20 protein-coding genes and 1 pseudogene are annotated in these 20,076 nt (G+C 42.0%); 5 read left to right on the top strand and 16 right to left on the bottom strand.

Annotated features, from left to right (window positions below; genetic code table 11):
• Positions 1-7 precede the first annotated feature (7 nt).
• From CAG60_RS16165 to CAG60_RS16115, 11 genes and pseudogenes are all read right to left on the bottom strand, one after another.
• Positions 8-1,078, bottom strand: a complete 1,071-nt coding sequence (locus tag CAG60_RS16165) for a DUF6765 family protein (RefSeq protein WP_094124121.1) — start codon at positions 1,076-1,078, stop codon at positions 8-10.
• Positions 1,079-1,627: 549 nt separating this feature from the next.
• Complete coding sequence (locus tag CAG60_RS16160) at positions 1,628-2,062, bottom strand: hypothetical protein (RefSeq protein ID WP_161439419.1); 435 nt, start codon at positions 2,060-2,062, stop codon at positions 1,628-1,630.
• Between the two features lie 274 nt (positions 2,063-2,336).
• On the bottom strand, positions 2,337-3,182 hold the full coding sequence (locus tag CAG60_RS16155) for a hypothetical protein (RefSeq protein WP_158137121.1): 846 nt from the start codon (positions 3,180-3,182) through the stop codon (positions 2,337-2,339).
• Positions 3,183-3,465: 283 nt separating this feature from the next.
• Positions 3,466-4,122: pseudogene (locus tag CAG60_RS16150) on the bottom strand (recombinase family protein).
• A gap of 38 nt (positions 4,123-4,160) precedes the next feature.
• A complete protein-coding gene (gene bcp, locus CAG60_RS16145; RefSeq protein WP_136981201.1) occupies positions 4,161-4,625 on the bottom strand; it encodes a thioredoxin-dependent thiol peroxidase in 465 nt (154 codons plus the stop codon).
• A gap of 144 nt (positions 4,626-4,769) precedes the next feature.
• A complete protein-coding gene (locus tag CAG60_RS16140) occupies positions 4,770-5,255 on the bottom strand; it encodes a bacterioferritin comigratory protein (RefSeq protein WP_136981202.1) in 486 nt (161 codons plus the stop codon).
• Positions 5,255-7,456, bottom strand: coding sequence for a tyrosine-type recombinase/integrase (locus CAG60_RS16135; protein ID WP_161439418.1), 2,202 nt, complete (start codon positions 7,454-7,456; stop codon positions 5,255-5,257). The genes CAG60_RS16140 and CAG60_RS16135 overlap by 1 nt, the downstream gene beginning before the upstream one ends.
• A gap of 13 nt (positions 7,457-7,469) precedes the next feature.
• Entirely contained in the window at positions 7,470-9,818 is a 2,349-nt protein-coding gene (locus CAG60_RS16130) for a hypothetical protein (RefSeq protein WP_161439417.1), read from the bottom strand.
• Between the two features lies 1 nt (position 9,819).
• Positions 9,820-11,220 carry a tyrosine-type recombinase/integrase gene (locus CAG60_RS16125; protein WP_148636162.1) on the bottom strand — a complete coding sequence of 467 codons (1,401 nt, stop codon included), beginning with the start codon at positions 11,218-11,220 and terminating at the stop codon, positions 9,820-9,822.
• Between the two features lie 70 nt (positions 11,221-11,290).
• Positions 11,291-11,644, bottom strand: coding sequence for a thioredoxin-dependent thiol peroxidase (bcp, locus tag CAG60_RS16120; RefSeq protein ID WP_161439416.1), 354 nt, complete (start codon positions 11,642-11,644; stop codon positions 11,291-11,293).
• A 16-nt stretch (positions 11,645-11,660) separates the two neighbouring features.
• Positions 11,661-12,203 carry a glycine cleavage system protein R gene (locus CAG60_RS16115; RefSeq protein ID WP_040904125.1) on the bottom strand — a complete coding sequence of 181 codons (543 nt, stop codon included), beginning with the start codon at positions 12,201-12,203 and terminating at the stop codon, positions 11,661-11,663.
• A gap of 422 nt (positions 12,204-12,625) precedes the next feature.
• On the opposite strand from CAG60_RS16115, the gene dapA reads away from it, so the two are divergent.
• Positions 12,626-13,504 carry a 4-hydroxy-tetrahydrodipicolinate synthase gene (dapA, locus tag CAG60_RS16110; protein ID WP_004394742.1) on the top strand — a complete coding sequence of 293 codons (879 nt, stop codon included), beginning with the start codon at positions 12,626-12,628 and terminating at the stop codon, positions 13,502-13,504.
• 42 nt (positions 13,505-13,546) lie between these two features.
• Positions 13,547-14,563 (top strand): outer membrane protein assembly factor BamC, encoded by a 1,017-nt coding sequence (bamC, locus tag CAG60_RS16105; protein ID WP_158138781.1) that lies wholly within the window; start codon positions 13,547-13,549, stop codon positions 14,561-14,563.
• Between the two features lie 37 nt (positions 14,564-14,600).
• Here bamC and CAG60_RS16100 read toward each other — a convergent pair whose 3' ends face one another.
• Genes CAG60_RS16100 through CAG60_RS16085 form a run of 4 tightly spaced genes read right to left on the bottom strand, consistent with a single transcriptional unit; the run spans position 14,601 to position 17,042 of the window.
• Positions 14,601-14,858: a DUF2897 family protein gene (locus CAG60_RS16100; RefSeq protein ID WP_040904127.1), complete on the bottom strand. Its 258-nt coding sequence runs from the start codon at positions 14,856-14,858 to the stop codon at positions 14,601-14,603.
• An 11-nt stretch (positions 14,859-14,869) separates the two neighbouring features.
• The gene (locus tag CAG60_RS16095; protein ID WP_186463415.1) at positions 14,870-15,541 is read right to left on the bottom strand and encodes a M15 family metallopeptidase; all 672 of its coding nucleotides are present in this window, start codon (positions 15,539-15,541) and stop codon (positions 14,870-14,872) included.
• A complete protein-coding gene (gene dapE, locus CAG60_RS16090; protein WP_154170419.1) occupies positions 15,541-16,677 on the bottom strand; it encodes a succinyl-diaminopimelate desuccinylase in 1,137 nt (378 codons plus the stop codon). The genes CAG60_RS16095 and dapE overlap by 1 nt, the downstream gene beginning before the upstream one ends.
• Positions 16,678-16,679: 2 nt before the next feature.
• Positions 16,680-17,042: an ArsC family reductase gene (locus tag CAG60_RS16085; protein ID WP_004394747.1), complete on the bottom strand. Its 363-nt coding sequence runs from the start codon at positions 17,040-17,042 to the stop codon at positions 16,680-16,682.
• A gap of 296 nt (positions 17,043-17,338) precedes the next feature.
• Between CAG60_RS16085 and CAG60_RS16080 the strand changes: the two genes are divergently transcribed.
• Entirely contained in the window at positions 17,339-17,626 is a 288-nt protein-coding gene (locus tag CAG60_RS16080; RefSeq protein WP_004394748.1) for a winged helix-turn-helix domain-containing protein, read from the top strand.
• 23 nt (positions 17,627-17,649) lie between these two features.
• Here the strand turns inward: CAG60_RS16080 and CAG60_RS16075 are convergent, their stop codons facing one another.
• Positions 17,650-17,994 carry a DUF2956 domain-containing protein gene (locus CAG60_RS16075; protein WP_161439414.1) on the bottom strand — a complete coding sequence of 115 codons (345 nt, stop codon included), beginning with the start codon at positions 17,992-17,994 and terminating at the stop codon, positions 17,650-17,652.
• A gap of 156 nt (positions 17,995-18,150) precedes the next feature.
• Between CAG60_RS16075 and CAG60_RS16070 the strand changes: the two genes are divergently transcribed.
• Positions 18,151-18,612 (top strand): DUF2919 domain-containing protein, encoded by a 462-nt coding sequence (locus CAG60_RS16070; RefSeq protein ID WP_161439413.1) that lies wholly within the window; start codon positions 18,151-18,153, stop codon positions 18,610-18,612.
• A gap of 156 nt (positions 18,613-18,768) precedes the next feature.
• On the top strand, positions 18,769-19,911 hold the full coding sequence (locus CAG60_RS16065; RefSeq protein ID WP_158138775.1) for a flagellin: 1,143 nt from the start codon (positions 18,769-18,771) through the stop codon (positions 19,909-19,911).
• Positions 19,912-20,076: the final 165 nt, after the last annotated feature.

Genomic DNA, 20,076 nt, shown 5'->3' with positions numbered 1-20,076 from the left:
GGACGCACTAAGCGATACAAATCCCGTACTTAGGTAGGACATCTCTGATCACTTCTATGCGATAGGTTTTGAGCGCATCATGAAAGAGTTTCCAGTCTGAATTTAAAAAGGATGACGAGTAGCGATAAACAAATTTACCGTCTTGTGTAAAACCTTGCCCCCTCGCCTGTTGCTTCCAACTGTTCTCTCCATCCTTGTCAAACGACAAATCGACTGCAGCAAAGCCAAATTTTCCTTCTCGCAGCCACTCAAGCCACTTGGTATGGCGAGCTTCACCATCTTCATCATCTATGGTTGTTAAAGCGTGTTCTATTAAAGAGCGCTGCTGCGTGGTCAAACCTGGTTGATTATCGATATTGATCTCGGCGTCACCATGTTTCCAACATTGCAATGCTTTGCACATCGCATCCGCGGCTTGTAGAAATATCAAGGTATTGTCTCTTACTACGTGTTCCCCTTCTCCATTTAGATAATTCCAAGAAGTGTAAGGTCTATCAGGAAAAGATAGGGCCGCACCATGGCCAAGAGGAGAAGCAGCAGATACCCCACCACTAAACAAATCATCTTTAATTCGTTGTAACAGAGAGCTGGAGGACGATTCGAGGTTATCTACTTTGTTGTAGTCGTGGATCACCCCAGCAAAACCTTGATGGGCGAAAGTATCTGCATAAACATGCATGGCAATCCCCATCAGATGAACGCCGTAGGGCTTATACCAATGTGTTGCCACCATTCTCAGCATATCTCTTGCAACAGCGCTGTCTGGTTTGCAAACTAGCCGATGTATAAACCTTCCATCTGGTTTAACGTTTGAAGGAAAGCCTTGGTTGCCTGGAAGAAAGTGAAATGGTATCCATACCTTATGATTTGCAAGCTCTTGCGTGTTTCGATAGTCGAGCATTTTGTGAGCAGATACAATACGGTCGTACATCGCACCATTATCAAAATGGATTGGCTTATCATTTGTGGCCTCATCTACATATTGAGCCGAATACGCTACTTTTTCAGCGTCGGTATGCTCAATCCCCGCATACCGAGCGATAACGTAAGTTAGAGTATGATGTCCATCTATTTGCATTAGAGCCTCCCATTGGCATGGCTATTACATTAAGCATGCTGCAGCGAATAGAATCACAACCGCCGAATGGCTAAACAGTATCAATCTCGGCTTACTTGCGCTTTTTGAACGGTCTGTTTGTCACTGCATACTGAATATGAAACTCTAGAAATATAACGATACTGAAGTCGAATTCATATGAGAAATAAATATGTAACCGAGGTGGGTCACAAATAATTATGTACTTTAATCAAATATTTGATCGAAGTTGGCTAGCCCTAGCAAATAATTTTGCTAGAACGTGACCGTGATGGGGAAATGTTTAACAAGTAACGTTCTAGAATATAGGGAACAAAATCATTCGATAATATCGACAGAAGAAATACAGGAGCTCTTCACCAATCACACTTTATTTAACTGACTCGAAATTGGACAGGAGTGGCTTAGAGTTTTCGATTTAAGACATTCATTTCGGATAAGCTAGGTTTAAGTAAAGTTTGGACAAGACAAGCGTCGTCTATCAAGTCGGTGGCTATTCAATTTGACAGTTTGGTTCAAACTACCCCAGTTTTATTCAGCTATTTTAGGCTCAGCATTGTGCATGGGGTGAGGATCTACGTATGCGTCCAATGCTAAAATGTGAAGCTTACCAGATACAACATCAACCTTCTTACGCATTAGATCGTTTCGATTTGCTTCAGCGTGCTTTTTAACATCGCCTTTCGAAACAGCAATTATGTCATCTAACTGGTTAATAGAGTCATCTATCACTGCGATCATCTCTTTTTGAGTATTGCCTACTTGGCGTTTGTGTAAATACGCCTGTATTTTCCTCGTCGAATGAATAGCAACGTAAGTAATGATCGTTGACGCTAAAACGTTACAGACAGCTTGATAGTTAGTTGGAACATGCGCTTCAACAAGTTGTGAAGCGCCTAATATTAATGTGCCACTTAAACTAGCTGTTGATAATGGCGTATCTACATTTGCAACTGATTTAGCCAACCTAGTGACCTCCAACAGTTGTATGTTGATGCATTTTGGCAGCCTTAGATGCCTCTTCTATAGTGCGAAGTGCTGTAGTTACTTGGTTTACATCTTTAGCAGAAAAAACCAACTCAGAAGCATTACCGTCACTGTCCTTGTACTTGACGAGATATTGCTTAGGCATTGTTTTATTTAGAGTAGTTCGAGTTAAGGCTCTCACTAGCGACACGATAAACGGGTACGCAATGATGAGTCCTATCACTATCACTGTACCTGTATCCATAAATAGCCCTTACTGGTCAATATGCCAGTGTTTATGTACTTTATGTATGGTGTATGTATTTGTCTTTCTAACACCTTTTCTTGTAACATCCTTTTCCAAGAGAACTTCCATCTTATCTTTTGCTCGGAAGGTAACTGCCCCTTCTTCTACAAGCTTTTGAAAATTATCATCAACCATTGTAGCTGTCACTGCACGGTTGTAACCGTGAATATAAACACGCCATTTACCTTCTGAGGTTAAAGATACTTGCTCAACAGTTACAATATGATCTAGCACCCAGTTATCTAGGTGTTCTTCAGTCGCACCTTCAAATAGCGTTTCAGCCTTCGTCTTTGGCAAAACAACCGTAGTTTGGTTGTTTTGAGAAACAAAGACTCGGTCTAAATCTAGCCGCTCAAAAGGTTCAACAAAGATACGGTGAAGTTGAGCGGTAATTTTACTGTCAGAGGATAGCTTCACAACTTCTTCAGTTGTTTTTTTAACCTCGTTGGTATCAAGATCTTTAACTTCAACTTCGCCATCTTCACCTTTGATGATCTCAATGTTCTTGCGACCTTTTTTCCAATCTAGGAAACCTAGTACACCACCATGAGCAACGGCAGTAATACCTATCAAACCCATAAGATGAAACGCTGTTACTTTGACACCACCTAAGATTGCCAGTTCAATTGCAAAACAACCTTCTTTAAACGCTTGAACGTCGACAACGATGTCTTCTTCTTTGTCGGTTTTTTTGCTTACACGTCGAACTAAGATATCTAACGCACTGAGCACATCTCGGGTAACGGCAATATCCATTGAGTGGTTTCTAGTCGCATTGCCTTCATAGTGCAGCTCAAAGTGATTAGGTTGCATCAAAAAAAGTTTCCTTATGACATCATTCTACTGTGGGAATATGTTAAATGTAGTAAAGTCAGAAAGATAGTAAATGAGTCAAAAAGATAGCGAATAATGCTTGATGATTTATGAATATTGCGAAAGTGGATGCCTGAGCCTTTGGAGGTGAGTTATGCTTGGTCATTAGATTATGTATCGCAAAAATGGTTTCTGCGATTTGCTCTATTGATCGGAACAAACACGGAATGGGGCATAAATGAGCTAGCCAAGTATGATTAAGGGATAATCAGCACTGAGTCGGCTACTCAGTGAGCATGTCTGCCTGAAACTCTGCTTTCTTGTTATGCAGGCCACGGGCTTCCAACCAAGAGTAGAATCGACTTCGAGAAATCGATACACCACGTTCGTTTAGTTGCCTAAGAATTTCAGCTTTGGTGGTCTTGGTGTCGAGAAGGTTCAATATAAACGCTGTATGCTCATCAAGCCTTGATTTCACCTTCTGCCCCCTCTGACGGCCAGATGATAGCCCTTTGGCCTTACGTTTAGCGTGACCAGCTTTAGCTCGCTCAGAGCGCTTCTGGGCTTCTACAGCACTGGCAAAAGACTGCCCAATAACTGTAAAAATGATTTCAGCATTATCAACGTTCTCTGAGCTTATGATGGTGTCGTTGTATGCTAAATGTAGTTCACCGTATGAGGCTATTTGACCAATGGCACCTACTAGCTCCATAACTTTATGGCGACCCAACCGAGTGATATCCGATACAATGATACTTTGTTGAGAGGTGATGAGAGAAAATAACTTCCGCTCACTCAACTCTGTCTTGGTGGCAGACACGTGCTCTTCTATCCAATCCGTTATTTGTATGCCACGTTTAGCAGCGTACGCCTTGATAGCTTCTCTTTGTTATTCGCCATCGGCTCTTTGTGAATCTGATACTCGAATGTAGCCAATCATGCCTGTCCCCAAGTTAAGAGTTAATTGCTCATGGAAGCTTATTTGCTGTTTAGATAGTCCAGTACAACTTCATGATGATCTTTGGTCTTGAACTTATTAAATACATGTTCAAGGTTACCTGATTCATCAATCAGGAAGCTTGTTCTTACAACTCCCATGTTTTCACGACCCATGAATTTTTTGAGTTGCCAAACTCCGTATTTTTCACACACAGCATGGTCTTCATCTGACAACAGAGTAAAATTCAATTCTTGCTTGTTGATAAAGTTTGTAAGGCGTTTGGGAGCATCTGGGCTGACACCAAGAACAACAACATTGTGAGTATCTAACTCCGCTTTAATGTCACGTAAGCCTTGAGCTTGAACGGTACAGCCTGGTGTCGATGCTCGTGGGTAGAAGTAAAGCAGTACCTTCTTTCCTTGAAACTCAGAGAGTGTCACTGGGTTATTGTCTTGGTCATTTAGGGTAAAATCTGGTGCGATTTGTCCAGCTTCTATTGCCATTGGTTTTGTCCTTACTTTCTCAATTAATGGTATATGGCGTAGCGTTATTCGCTACATCTTTTTTAGTGCATTTTTATTTCGTTAGAGTGTTAATTTTTATCGGTAACTAACTGTGACTATATAATGTTAATACTAACAAGGATGTTATCGAAAATCTCCTTGGATAAGGTTGTCTGGTCTTGCTTTGACGACCTTATCCATTGCCTTCTCTCGTTCACTTTCATGCAGCATTTCCATTAGCTCTTGAACTATCTTTATATGGTTAGCAGCTTGTACGGCTAGTGCTTGTTCATGACTTCTAGAAAGATCTAAGTATTCTTTTCTCTTCTTATTTGCTTGAGTTTTATCGTTTTTTAATTGCTTGATTTCCGATTGTAAAAGATCAATAGGTGATTCACTCGAGTCATCCTGCGCTACACGAGCTTTAAGTGATTTATCCTTCACCATGTCTCGAATATCTTCGTGTCTGCGCAATGCACCTACAGATAGCCCTGCTTCTTTTTCAACGGTACTGTTGTTGATTTTTAGCTTACCTTCTCGGGCTTTTTTTCTTAACTCTCGGTTTTCAGGCTTGCCCTCTAGAAGTCGCTCTAGTGCTTTTATTAGTTTATTTTTAGTGGCTTGTGTCATTACGCAGTCACTCCATATGGTATTAGCAGGTCTTGAACTTCTTGCGGTATTTCAACTGGCTCATATCTGAGTTCTAGGTCCTTCATAATGCGCTCAGCAGCCATGATTTTGATATATGCTTCTGATGCCGATTGAGGCGTTAATTCATCATGCTCAATGTCCCATAGCATATGAATTTCGGCTTCTTTGCGCTTAGCCTCGGCAAAAACAGCATCGACAATATAATCGTTCTTACAGTCAACACATTCCCAGAGGTTCACTTGTGTTCGTAGAGAACATCTGGTTGAGGTACAGTAAATGCCAGGAGCTACGGCATGTATGTGGCGCTTTTGCTCTCGAATTTGTTTTTTCCAGTAGTTGAGCGATAGCATGTCGTTATCTACTTTATCCTTAAAGAGATTGTGCTCAACTTTAATCATGTTTCTTGCGAACTCCTTACCCTTTCCGCCTGCGACACGTTCTTTGTTAGCGAGTTTTTTGTAGATTTTTAGATAGACATGGGCTTGTTGATCAATTCTTTCTTCATCGATTGTGTTGGCTAGGTTTTGCTTTTGTTTTCTGATTTTCTGGAATTTACTGGCGTTTCTTGCGTAGTGCCTTGTCATCGCCATAGATACATGGCTGAACTGTTGTTTAAGTTGTGGAAAAGCACAAAGTTCATAACCAATTAGGTAGTAAGCAAATGAGCGGCGGAGCTGATGTCCTGTGAATTCATAATCATCACCCACACGAAACGAAAGGTTAGGGTCGGAAACCTTTAAATCAATTACATCGTTATTGGTTAGTGTAAGTTTTTCCCCGAGTGTGTTTTCGAACCAAGCCGAAATATGTTTACCGAGTTGGTCTTTAGTTATAGCACCAAAGTTTCCTATGACCTTATGGAAAAATGCTTGGCTATCTGGATGACGTTTTCTTAGTGTTTCATGTAAAGCCTGAAGTATCTCGTAAGCCTTTTTTCCAACCTCTGTAGTAACAAACTCATCTTGTTTTGACTGAGAGCCTTTAGTGGTCTTTGAAAGGTCTGCATGAATAATATGAATGGTTTGTTTGGATATGGTTTCTTCTGAATATCCATTCGCGGTATGCAGGTGAAAGATTTCATCAGCCCGCATGCCAGTTCGAGACATTAGCGCCCAGAGGCAACCACCGTTGAGCTGTTTGAAAAGTGATTGAGCCTCAGCAAGACCCGTCACGATCCTACTGCCAATCTTTAATGTTCTATCAGGATGAAATTCGTCGATGTAATCACTTTTTACTTTTGGCTTGTGTTTGTAGATCAACTCAAGGATTGCTGTTTCTGATGGGGGATTCAACGCGAGAAAAGCTTCTTGAAAGGCTATTGCTCCTTCTTTATCACCTTTATTCGTTTTACCTAAGTACCACTTATATTTGCCATTTTTTAACCTTGACTTATCGCTGGCAAGGTATTTAGCGTACTCTTGATAGACTTTATCAAAGTAGGTGGTAATGTAATCAGATAGTTTGCCTAATTGGTCACGGTTTGGGTATAGCTCGTTAACTAATTCTTCGGATTTTTGCAGTCCCAAACAATACAGTCGCAGTGGGATAACCGAATATTGCTCAGGTTCTTTAATGGTTAAGCCAAAATCAGATGCGGTTAGCTTTTTCGAAAGGGCTACGTTAAACGGTAGAACTTTTTTTTCCGAGTACAGTTTATTGAGTGCTACGTAAATCTGTTCTCTTTCAAAATCTATATCGGTAAAATCGCTCTGAACCCAAGACTCTAATCTGTCAAAACTCAAAAACTCAAAGCTGTTGTAGCCTTCACTCAAAATAGGTTGAACTAGCTTTTTTAACGTGTTGATGGTGCCGTGAATGGACGCAAAAGAGTAGTCTTTGGGAGAAAGCCACATCATATTCAAAGCAAGCGCCATTAATTCATTTCTTAGGTTGCGCTCCATGACTTTGTTTTCAAAGGAAAAGTCTAATGTGTGCGGTTTTGTAATAATAGGTTCAAAGAAAGGTTGCAGCTTTTTCCATGCATCACTATCACCAATTTTGCCTAGCGATTTGCCAGTGATGCTAAAGCCAATATCTAGCGTTTCAAATTTATCCCAATCACCCGACTCAATCGCAGGCCTTAATACATCATTCAGGTAATTTGTGTAGCTTCCGACTTCATTTTGCGCATTTATAATAGCATTTTGTCGGTCAATGTCATGCTCAGGTAGTTTTATCATGGTTGGCTCCTAATTAGCGATATAAAGCCAAAATGGCGTGGTCAATAGATATCCGTGGATGACGACCTTTTTTGTTAAATAGCTTCATGGCATTTTCGTACACATCTGTACTTGCTCCGTCCAGAGTGAACTCAAAAGCAGCTATCCTTTCATTAATTTCCTCTGTTGTTGTGGGGTACCGGTCGAGGGCTTCCTTTAGTACATCAATGAAAGAGATAAGTTTATATATAGACTGAACTTCATCAACGGCTTTGGCTGATTGACATTTATGGCACATATCGTACTCGGTGCAGGGTAGTGTAAAGCCGATTGCTTTGTTGGTTTCACGCTGGGAGTTTTTACCGCCTGGGATGCTTTGCTGTCCATTACAATGAATACCATTTGGGTTGGTTTTAGCTCTTTCATTCTCTTGTTTCTTTTTCCATTCATCGTATGCCAGCATTTTTATGCCAAGCTTGGCTACAACCTTTGCTCTTACTTGCTCTAAATTCGTGTCTTCCCCCAATTGCTCCATGACTTGCATGGCTTGTGATATAATAAGTTTATTAAGTTTCGGGTCACCATTGACATAATGTTTATCAATGGTTTGAAGAAGATTTTGAAGGAGGTTTTGAACACCCTCTTTACCATTCTCAGAGTACACCTGGTTGCTGGTCATTTCTCTCCAGCGGCTTGATTGAAGTGAAATGAAGTATTCATTGGGGTCAATTGACCAGGTTCTCATTAGGTTTGATGTTATAGGACTAATTCCATCCCAATCCTTAGGGGCTTGGTGAGCATTACCTCGTTTAAGTAGTAATCGTTCGTTATTTCTATGTTTTTGTTTATCTGCTAAATCTGTGGCGAATTGCTCGATATCTTGGATTAACGTCTTATCTGCAGCTGGGATAGAGAATTCATGAATCGAGTTATCTCTGTATTTGAGTGAAACATGGATGTTTCCATCGGAATCTTTCTTTGAGTAGGAAAGTGGCAGAAGGACGCCTTTGAGTGGTAAGTCTGTGTAACACGATAAAATGCAGTAGGCAGCAGAGGTTGCACCTCTTGTGGCTCCCGTTTTTGAGCATGGGCGCGTCACTTTACTTACAATGACTCGACCAAGCTCATTGGTCTCTGTTTTTAGCTGGATAACACGTTGGTTTCGGTAGCTATAAAATAGCTCTTTAAACCATGGGAGATTGGATTTTCGAGTAGGTGCGAGTAGGTTTAATTCCACCATTAGATGTTTATTCAGTTCTCCTAAATTAAATGTGTCGCTTTTCTCCCCCTGACTATTGAGGGTGAAGATTAACTCTGAGCCTTCTTCGTTACCACCGTACAGCGCTGAAAGTGTCTCAAGGGTCGTAATAAAATTTACACCATCGCGCTTATCAACATCGAAGCTCTGATTGGTTAAAATAGCGTCTATCTCTTTGTTCGCGCGTGCTTTAAAGCTCGATACTTTGACCACTTGTAAACTTTTATCTCGTTCATCAGTATGTATCGTAAGTGGATGAGCAATGCCCTTTACGTCGCTATCGTTCAGTGAACTGAAAAAACACATTAGGTGGTAAGCTGCTCCCATCACCATGTTAAACGCAGAGGATGGTCTTACAGATATGACGTTTTGGTCCTGTGTTTTTAGATGGGTTTGAATCGAAATGACTTCTTGGTGGCTACCCAAGTCAACAATGACAGGTAGTATGTCAGGCAGTTTTAGATTTTCTTTTTTTACAGCAATGAGTTGTGGGGCTAAGGTGAAAAATAACTCACTTAATCGGCTGATTAGTATCTTTTCTTCGGAGTCGGAATAGCCTTTGTATGGCATTTTTTCTCCACCACTAAATCCTCGATGCAGGGTCCCCCAGGAATTAATGGGTAACCCACACCATTTAAGGGCTGTGCGAAGGGAGGACATAATAGCACTCGCAGTGGACTCCTTAATACCAAGTTCAGCATTGTGGCTCCTTTCCCAGAGTTTTTTGGATGGACAGTACATTTTCATACGATGTCTTAACTCGCCATCATTTCCCGCGAACTTTAAATAGCCTGCTTTGGAAAAGGGGGGCACGTTTACAGCATCACAAAAAAGAATCAAACTACGTAAGCTATCATAATAACTCGTAACACTAGTCGCTGATTTCCCTTGTTTAATGTACTGTTTGGCTTTTTTACAAAAGCTTCTCAAGTAAGGTGTTCTGTTTTGAATTTTTTCGTTATTGCTATTGGCGCCGAGGTGGAGTAAATGCGATACATCAAACTCTGTTATTGTTCTATTTTTGATATTTTTATAAGGGATAGTCAGGTGTAACGGAATCACATTTTTACTATTTCTAATGTACTTGGCAGTCTGTGAATTTTTTGCTAAAGGGCTTTTTGCCATGCTACCACCCCCCATTAATCTTGTTGTTTTTACTCATTGCGACTCTTAACTGGTCATCAAGTTTATTCATGAACTTAATATACTTTTCCGTTGTTGATGTACTTGAATGACCCATTAGCATAGCTAGTTCACCCATCAGATAGTCGTAGGAAACTTGCCTCTTATAGGACTCACTCCAAAGCCAATGAGTTGCAAAGGTAGAGCGCAAATCATGAATCCTGTAATACCAAGAAGAGTCTACTTCACGTATTTGTTTTCGAAGGTTTGAAAAGTGTGTTTCTAGGGTGTTGCTTGAGTAGGGAGTCCCTTTATTTGAAATAAATAGATATTCAACGGTATCTAATACCTCACCCGACTGAACAAGTTCATTGCGTTTGTTTAGGTTCGTAAGTCGTGCGTTACTTTCCTTGTATATCTCTAGCTCTTCGTAAAGCTCAATGGGAATGTCTACGGTTCGAGGCTTACTACCTTTTGTGTGAGTGATTTTGACTGGTACTGCATCTAAATTACTGTAGTCAGCCTTTCCTATATCGTGAGCGGGGAAGTGAATAGCTTCGTCAATTCTTAGCCCAGCCTCGACACATAGCAGAAAGATTAATCCTGTCGCCTTTGGGAGTGAATTGATATGTTCATTAAATAAAGCCTTGTGCTCTGGGTGCATAGGCTTTAGCTTTTTATGTGCGGGAGTGTTTTCTTTTTTTGGAAACATCTTCATGAGATTAGACGTTTCATAAGTTCGTTTAGAACCTGACTTTGTGTGAGCCAACATATCGTGCTGATTTAACTCTTGATGCACTGTTCCGGTTGTGTAGTGGGTAACAACATTCTGATCGTCATTTTTGATGTAGCCGTACTTTTGCATCCACCTATAGAATCCAATAACGGCACTCATATAACTTCTAGCGGTAGATAAACTAAAAGCTTCATCGCCATTAGCACCTTCAATATTATTGCAGTTCTTAAGTAGAAACTCCGCAAATCGCCAAGGCGCACCTTCTTCTTCATACTTCGATAGGGTTTTATAAGTTAGATATTCAGGTGGTATTTCATTACCATCTTCATCAACTTGAGAATAGTGAGTGGAATCTAAATAACGAGTAAAAGCTAATAAGCTTTTTGCAATCGACCCAGTGTCTTTGACTTTCCCTTCACCACGCAATTTAGACACTAGGTATAGGGACTGTGGGTAAACAACCGTCCCATCAGGTGCAATGATGATATCGGTTTTCTTCAGGCGGGATTCCAGATTGGAAGGGGAAAGGTAGGGTGAGTGCGTCACTTCTCCAGATTCAGTATCGATACTCGCTGAAATTTGTAGCTTTGCTAATGTATCTACCTCGACGGAAAGCAGTTGGTAGTCATCATAAATATCAAAACATTTGTCTTCATGCGTTTCTATCACAAAACAACCCTCAATATGTTACCCACATATCAAAGATAGATTTGTCATAAAAAATTATCAAGGTTTATTGTCATGAAAATTTTCTAAGGGTGAATTTTTTCTCCCCCCAAACGCCAAATTGATCCGCTAACTGATGATCTTCATCGGATAATAACGTGAAGTTAAGCTTATCACGCTCGATAAACTTACCTAACCGAGCCACAGGGTCAACGCTGACACCAAGTACCACCACATTGTGTGCGGCAAGTTCTGCTTGAATATCACGTAAACCTTGCGCTTGTACGGTACAACCTGGAGTCATGGCTTTTGGATAAAAATACAGCAGTACTTTTTTTCCTGCAAAGTCAGCCAGTGAGATGGGATTACCGTGTTGATCAAGGCGAGTCAGCGTCGGTGCCGTTGAACCTACGTGTAGAGGAGTCATGGTGATTCTTTTCCTTTTATTGACTGTTTTTTATGAAATTGAGCGAGCCACGTACAGCCAGTTGATGACAGAGTGCAGCAAACTCTTCTTGTAATTGCATAAGATTATAGTCGGCATTGACTTGAGCAGTAATCGCGATATGAAATTGGTCATGCTCTGTGCTGAGCTTTGATTTGTGAATCGTTTGTGCACTCAATGAAGCCATGCCGATATGCCGTTCGGCAAAAAAATGAGTGAATTTTTCAGTTAAGCCAAGTTTATCGTCAGATTCGACATACACTTCAACGCTATAAGCATAATGTGGCTGATGATGCGGAGAGGTTCGTTTCATCATTGTGATAAGATCGTGTTGTTGTCCGAGCAACGGAAGGGTGCTTTCGATACGAGTAATACTATTTGTATTGCCAGAGACCAACATAATTAAAGTAAATTCATTGCCAAATAAAGCAATCCGGCTATCAATAATATTACCACCAGCTTGAGTCACCAGCTGGATAACTTGGTTACAAATACCCGCACGGTCAGAGCCTATAGCGGTTATCACGAGATGTTGAATCATAAGGCCACTTGAGTTGAATGTTTTCATTGATGTTAACACAGTTAATAAGCGATATAAAAATCGTACATCCGGTGAATGATCATGAGTCAATCATGGCTGATAACCTTCTTACTTAAGTTTGACAACAAGTAGGTGAAACCGGTGTAGATCATGCCTATCCGACGCTGTCATGGCATTCTCGACGTTTGCTTAGCCATAACCATATCGTTTGCTTTGCGTATAGAGATCATTCATTGACCGCCCACTTGCAACGCTAAGTCGTTTAGGTATATAACCCAACTAAGATCAAGTAAGGTTCAGTGGCGCTGGTATAAGATTTGATAAATATTCACGGTTAGGTGTCATTTAAGCAGATTTCCCCCCTTGTGTTTTTTAAGTGCCATGCAGTACCATGCAAAAGTTATCAATTTAGGGAGATAGACATGTTTTCAGGAAGTATCGTCGCGTTAATTACGCCTTTCGACCATGACGGTGAAGTAGACTACGTTAGTTTACAAAAATTAGTCGATTATCATGTCGCAGCAGGAACCGACGCGATTGTTTCTGTGGGTACTACTGGTGAGTCATCGACCCTTTCGGTAGAAGAACATGTCAAAGTCGTGGCGAAAACGGTCGAGTTTTCTGCTGGGCGTATACCAGTCATTGCTGGAACCGGTGCCAATGCGACTCATGAATCCGTGACGTTTAGTCGTTTACTGAATAATACTGGAATCGCGGGTTATCTGAGTGTCACTCCTTATTATAATAAGCCGACTCAAGAGGGGCTATTTCAGCACTATAAAGCGATCAGTCAAGAAACGGATATTCCGGTTATTCTTTATAACGTGCCGAGCCGAACGGCTGTTGACTTAAAACCAGAAACGGTTGCTCGTTTAGCGGAACTAAAAAATATTGTTGCACTCAAAGACGCAACGGGTGATTTAAGTCGTATTGCGTTGCATCGTGAGTTGTGCGGTGACCAGTTTATTTTGCTGAGTGGCGATGACGCGACTGGGCTTGAGTTTGTTAAACTGGGTGGTAAAGGAGTTATCTCGGTTACCAATAATATTGCCGCTGCAGATATGGCTCAAATGATGTCACTTGCGCTTTCCGGTCAGTTTGCGGAAGCGGAGGTCATCAATCAACGTTTAATGCCTCTTCATAAGGGGTTATTTGTTGAGTCTAGCCCCATTCCGGTGAAGTGGGCCGCCCATAAATTGGGTTTAATTGCACACGGTCATTTACGTTTGCCTTTGACTGAGCTTTCAGAATCTGCTCGCCCGTTCGTTGCCCAAGCTATGACAGAAGCTTGTATTCTATAACGTTTTACGGCTGAGTCTCTTCTCAGCAACTTAGGAGTTTCAATGAAGTTATCCCACCAGCTGGTTGTTGGTTCGCTGGCTGTATTGGTGTTGAGTGCTTGTTCAAGTAGTCCGGCACAGCGGCGTCAAGCAAAAAATGATTTTGCCTACTTAGAGACCAAACCATTAACGCCTTGGGTATTACCTGAAGGTGCGGTACCTCAGTTTTACCCTAACTATACGATTCCCGAAGGACAATTTCCTGGAAAAATTGGCCGGAAAGTGGATATTCGTCCACCTCAACAAATTCTTGAGTTAATTCCTGGCGCTCGTGCAGAACGACAAAATGGTGAAGTGACGTTGTGGATGATTCGTCAAGATGAAGCCGATAGAGTATGGCAAACGGCATTAACCATGATGGAAGAGCGAGGCATTGGCGCGGTAGAGCAGAGCGATAATCGTGTCGAAACCAGTTGGATTAATTGGGTTTCTGAAGATGAGGACACCACGCTTGGTAGCCGCTATGAGTTAACTCGCGTTGAGGCTAATAATCGCTTTGGTTTTAAAATTTCCCTGATAGATTGGCGGGAAGATGGCAAGTCAATGCCGGTGACCGCAAGCAATAAAGAACGTTATAACGCTTTTATGACTAATTTAGTCACCAGCCGTTATGATCAGCAAGTACGAGAAGAAGCGACGCGTCGAGCGCAAGAATTAGTCAAGCAGATACCCATCACGATGGGCTCCGACCGTAGTGGTTTACCGGTGATCATTGCTCGTACGCCTTATGATGTGTTATGGCAGCGTTTACCGACTTTATTACCTGAGATGGGCTTTACTATTGAAGAGCGTAATCAGTCACAGGGCACCATCAAAGCGAAGTACGCGTCCCCCGATGATCAATTTTGGAATCACATTGGTGTCAAGCCAATGAATCTAAGAGCGGGCACTTATACCTTCTTATTTGGTGATTTAGGCAACCGAACGTCAGTCAACGTAACCAACTCGGCAGGTAAACCTGTTGAGGAAGAGCTACTGAAAGAGATGGCTCCGGTACTGGCTGCGATTGCAGAGAAATAGTTTGATACTAAGTAACCAACTATAGCGATGAGGGATACTAATGATCAGTATCCCTCTCTTTTTTAGCTTGTTCTTTTTTTTCTGTTTCCTGCTCTGATGGCGTCGGTTCTGAGGAATCAAGTTCGGCAGTCATCGATTGCAGTTTTTTGTCTAGCTCGCTGAGCTTTTCAAAGTCCTTTTTTTTGCTCATGGGTTGGAATTTGATTTTGGATAGGTATTTGAGCGCCGCTAAATTACCAATAATCAGGCTCATGGCAGCAATTGAAATCACCCATGGGTTGAATAAAAAGTCCATATCCGTCCTGCCTATGCAATATTGATGATGTACTGATTGTAGATCGTCTCTAGGTTTTGTAATACGGTTTGTTTGCCTAATAGCTGTTCTGGTGCTAATTGTTCGGCGAGTACGTCAAGGGTTAATTGTGTTAAGCACCTTTCAGCGGTCAGTCGGTGACTAATATGCCAAGGTTCAAAGGCGACCCCGATACCATTCTGTTGGTAAGGGAAAAAAAATCCAAACGGTTCGATATGTGCTTTTAACCATAAATAGAAAGGGTGTTGATGAGCCTGCAAATATTCCCAAGGCTCTAGCTGTAATGACTCTCCGGCTGGTAATCCATGACGATCAAAAACGTCAAAATCGGTTCCCCAGTGATGGCGACTTGCGCCAGGTAACGCTGACCAACGTAAAATAGCCCATACTCGTTGTTCTTCTGAGTAATGAGCGGTATCAATAGGCTGACTTGCTTCATCTAAGATCGCGAGTTCGCCACTCATTTTACGATTCCATATACTCTGCTGACGTGCAAAAGATCGAAAGCCGCTGGCGATATTAAAATTAAATCCAGCTGAATCGGCCGCTTGTTTTAAAGCAAGCAGATCTTGGCTTACCTCTGGGTGAACCCAAAAGTTTTTTTGGCCGACGATCACCGCATTGAGGTGATCGTCGGTTTTTCCGGTTAATTGTTCAGGTGACATCATTGGCCGAAAAGGTGCTCCAGCACGTTTTGATACATGTCCGTGAGTTTTTCTAAATCTGCGATGCTGACACATTCATTGACTTTATGAATGGTGGCATTGACAGGTCCTAACTCGACGACCTGTGCGCCCATTTTAGCAATAAAGCGGCCATCAGAAGTGCCTCCAGTGGTTAATAACTGGGGCTGTTGATGATTGACCTCTTGGACGGCGCAAACAACCGCATCAAGTAGCGAGCCGGCATCAGTCAGAAAAGGATCGCCACTCAATGTCCATTTTAGCTCATAGTCTAAACCATGAGCATCCAATACCGAGTGAACGCGGCGTTTGATCTCTTGCTCGGTCAATTCGGTACTAAATCGGAAATTAAATTGCACGCTAAATTCGCCAGGTATCACATTTGACGCGCCCGTTCCTGCTTGCAAGTTCGGGATTTGGAAGCTAGTTGGCGGAAAGTAAGCATTGCCGTTATCCCACGTGGTTGCCGCGAGTTCCGCTAAAGCGGGTAGCGCTTGATGTACGGGGTTATTGGCTAAATGAGGGTAAGCAACATGGCCTTGTGTTCCTTTAATGGTCAGATCACCGGTGATCGAACCACGACGCCCATTTTTAACAACATCGCCGACCTTTAAGGTACTAGAAGGTTCGCCGACAATGCACATATCAATCAGCTCATTGCGAGCCATTAACGTATCAACCACTTTAGTGGTCCCGTTAATAAAAGGGCCTTCTTCATCAGAGGTAATTAAAAAACCGATGGACCCCTTGTGATTGGGATGTTTCGCTAAAAAGCGTTCCACCGCCACTATCATGCAAGCTAATGAGCCTTTCATATCCGCGGCACCACGACCATGCAGATAGCCATCAATGACGGTTGGTTCAAAGGGCGGTGTGTGCCACTGAAAAAGAGGTCCTGCTGGGACTACATCGGTATGACCTGCAAACACAAACAAAGGACCTTCGGTTCCTTTACGAGCCCAAAAGTTGGTCGTATCTTCGAAGATCATCGGCTCAATATTAAAGCCCAGCGCGGTAAGGCGTTCAATCATCACCTGTTGGCAACCTGCATCATTTGGGGTGACGGATTCGCGACTGATCAAATCTTTTGCCAGCGCGAGTACGGGGCTATCTATCATCCTTATTGTCCTTGTGGTGATGGAAAAAGAGTAGCGTAATCATCGGTACTAAAACCGACATAGAGTAACTTCTCGATACGTAAAATAGGGCGTTTAATCATCGCAGGTTGGTCAAGCAACAAAGGGAGAGCGGTCGTTTCATTGAGGTTCTCTTTTTGCTGTGGGCTCAATTGGCGATAAGTCGTTCCCCGTTTATTGATCACATTCTGCCAACCGAGTGCTTGAAAAAACTCATTCACTAACTCAGCAGTAATACCATCTTTTCGGTAATCATGAAATTGATATTCGACCCCTTTGGCGTCTAACCATTTTCGCGCTTTTTTGATGGTGTCACAGTTGGGGATGCCGTAAAGAGTAATAAGCATAAGATTCCTTTTCCTCGCTCTGGTGCCAATTTATTGTGATTATTGGCCCGTTAACAATAGGGGTGAATTCAGTGTCTAAATCCTAACAGGAAGCGTAAGCGGTGACAAAAAACCCTATTTGGCGGTTTGCTATTGTTAAGATGATTTGGCTGTGCATGTACAAAAAACATACGGATGACAGGTTAAGGATAAGAAAGCGGTTCGGTAGCACCACCGATTGGCTTGTTATTGATCGAACGCAACATCTTAACTGACAAAACAGAAATAATGTGCTCTGCACCATTTAGGAGGTATCAATGGAATTGAGTCCTGTTTTTGCAAGGCGTTTGTATCTCGCCTTATTAGTTGAAAGCCTTGAACGGCCAAATGTCCCTAAGTTGATTGAAAAAACCGGATGGCCGCGTCGCACCATTCAGGATGTGATCAAAGCGATGCCGGGGATCGGAATTGAGCTCAGCTTTGTTCAAGATGGACGTCGTCATAATGATGGCTATTATCGGTTATCGGATTGGGGACCGTTTGATAGTCAATGGGTCATCCAACGTAAAGCGGCGATTGCAGCAAGCCTTGGATTTCATGCTTAAGCCAGTCTATGCTGGCTTTTTTATCAACTGGCTTTTGTTGAGAGATAAACAATAAACCCCATCCAACTGATGATTAACAGTCCCCATGGTAACCATGGCTTTGATTTTGCGCTGGGTTTGGCAGAGAGTGGCATGACTTCTTTCGTCGTATTCTCTGCCGTATGCCTTAATTGCTGAGACTTTTTTTTGGCTCTATCGGCCTGACGGCTTTTCTCTTTTTGTTGTTTCTTATAGAGTGCGATACCTTTTTCTATACCTTGCGCAATTAACTTGGTTTGTTCTTTCGTTTGGCCCGGTTTTTGTGAGGCTTTAGCAATGGCTTGTGCTTCTTGCTGAGTTTGTGGTGACGGAATAATGGTCTGTTTCATTAATAACCCCTTTTCAATATTGATCAGATTAACATGCCTTGATTCATTTCCTCAACTGAGGACGAGTAAGGTTAAAACTTGAGTTGTTAAGGCATAGGCGATGAGTCAGGATTACGTTAAAGTAGCAGGCATAATAGTATGAATTTATGATGTATTATGCGATATCCGATCGAACACTATGACCGCTATGGTTACCTTAATGCTTCGTTATGGCTCTGGTTGGGCTGGTTGTTTTTAGCTCGCGCTTGGGTCGTTTTTGTGGTGGCAGGAGTAAGCCGAGAACATGGTTCAACCATTCTGAGTTTTGTGTATCCCGATCACGATATGCTGTACTTAGGGTTAATGACTGGTTTACCTAGCTTACTATTGATGTGGCTTATTCACCTTAGACAAGAGCAGCGACGTTTACTTATCGCCGGTTTCCGTTTAGGACGCGCCATGACTCTTTGTGTACTGATTATCCAATTAGTACAAACGGTTTATCATGTTTATTTAGATCATGGCGCATTCCAGTGGGCTAATGCATTGACGCTGCTCATCTTACTGTGGTTTGGTTTTTACTTGATACGTAGTCGTCGAGTTAAAGCGTGCTTTGATTCTGCTGGCCCGTTGAGTTAAACGGTTATTGATTACGTACCCAAATCTATCTTGTCGGGCGCTCTTCTTATTTCATTACCGATCATCAATGATGATCGGTATCATGACTCAAGATTCTGTTCATTTTGCCGATATGCTAGTTAAGTATTTGTTCACAGAGCAATTTGATAAAACAGCATGTCTCTTTCGGTCAACACCAATGTTTCGGCTTTAGTCGCTCAGCGCCATCTTAATCAAGCGTCAGTAGCCCTTCAGCAATCACTGGATCGATTGTCTTCCGGTAAACGAATTAATCGAGCGAAAGATGATGTCGCTGGGTTGCAAATCTCCAATCGATTAGAAACACAGATGCGAGGTTTAGGCGTCGCAGCGCGTAATGCGAATGACGGTATTTCGATCATGCAAACCGCAGAAGGTGGGATGCAAGAGACCACAACCCTTTTGCAGCGAATGCGCGATCTCTCCTTACAGTCAGCGAATGGCTCGAATAGCCAAGCTGAGCGACAAGCACTACAAGAAGAAATGAGTGCTTTGAATGATGAAATAAACCGAATTGCAGAAACCACCTCTTTTGCTGGGCGAAAATTACTCAATGGACGTTTTGGTTCGGCTTCTTTTCAGATTGGTGCGGCCTCTGGAGAGGCGGTACAAGTCGGTTTGAAATCGATGCGGAGTGACCAGTTGCTAATGGGTGGCTTTAAATATGTTTCTCTTCCTAAAGATCCCGATTGGCAAGTTGAACAAGGTAATCATCAGCTTTCTATTTCGTTTATGAATCGCGCAGGCATAACAGAAACTGTCGATATTCAGGCTAAAGTCGGTGATAACATCGAGTCTTTAGCCACTTATATTAATGGTCAAACCGATAAACTGTCCGCCTCAGTTAACGAAAACGGACAATTACAGATTTATTTCGAAAATCAACATAGTCATTTTATTCACGGCCAGCCTTATTTTTCAGGTGGTTTGGCTGACCAGTTACAGCTTACCTTTGGAAAATATGAAACTGTTAATGATCTTGATATCACTTCTGTTGGTGGTGCGCAAAGTGCTGTCGCTGTGATTGATACCGCATTACAGTATGTCGATAGCCATCGGGCTGAATTAGGTGCTCTCCAAAATCGTTTTTATCATGCCATTAATAATCTTGATAATATGCATGAGCACTTGGCTGCTTCAAATAGTCGGATTAAAGATACTGATTTTGCTAAAGAAACTACTCAAATGGTTAAACAGCAAATACTGCAACAAGTCAGCACATCTATTCTTAGCCAAGCGAAAAAGCAGCCTCATCTTGCATTGTCTTTACTGAATAATTAAAAAAAACGATCGTTATCGACAGGTCATTTAAAAGCTTGAGTAAAAAAAACGCTATTTTTGTTATTTTTCCTAGTTTGGTGTGTTTTTAACCACAAAGTGAGTTTTTTTAAAGAAAAGCAAAAAAAAATCTAAAGGTTTTTCAAAACACGCCGCCAAGAAAATAAC

Origin of the sequence: Vibrio sp. V33_P6A3T137, from assembly GCF_009904835.1 — a bacterium.
Lineage (GTDB): Bacteria > Pseudomonadota > Gammaproteobacteria > Enterobacterales > Vibrionaceae > Vibrio > Vibrio metschnikovii.
Note: the sequence above shows the minus strand (reverse complement) of the source record. Positions and strands in the feature narration are given on the sequence as shown.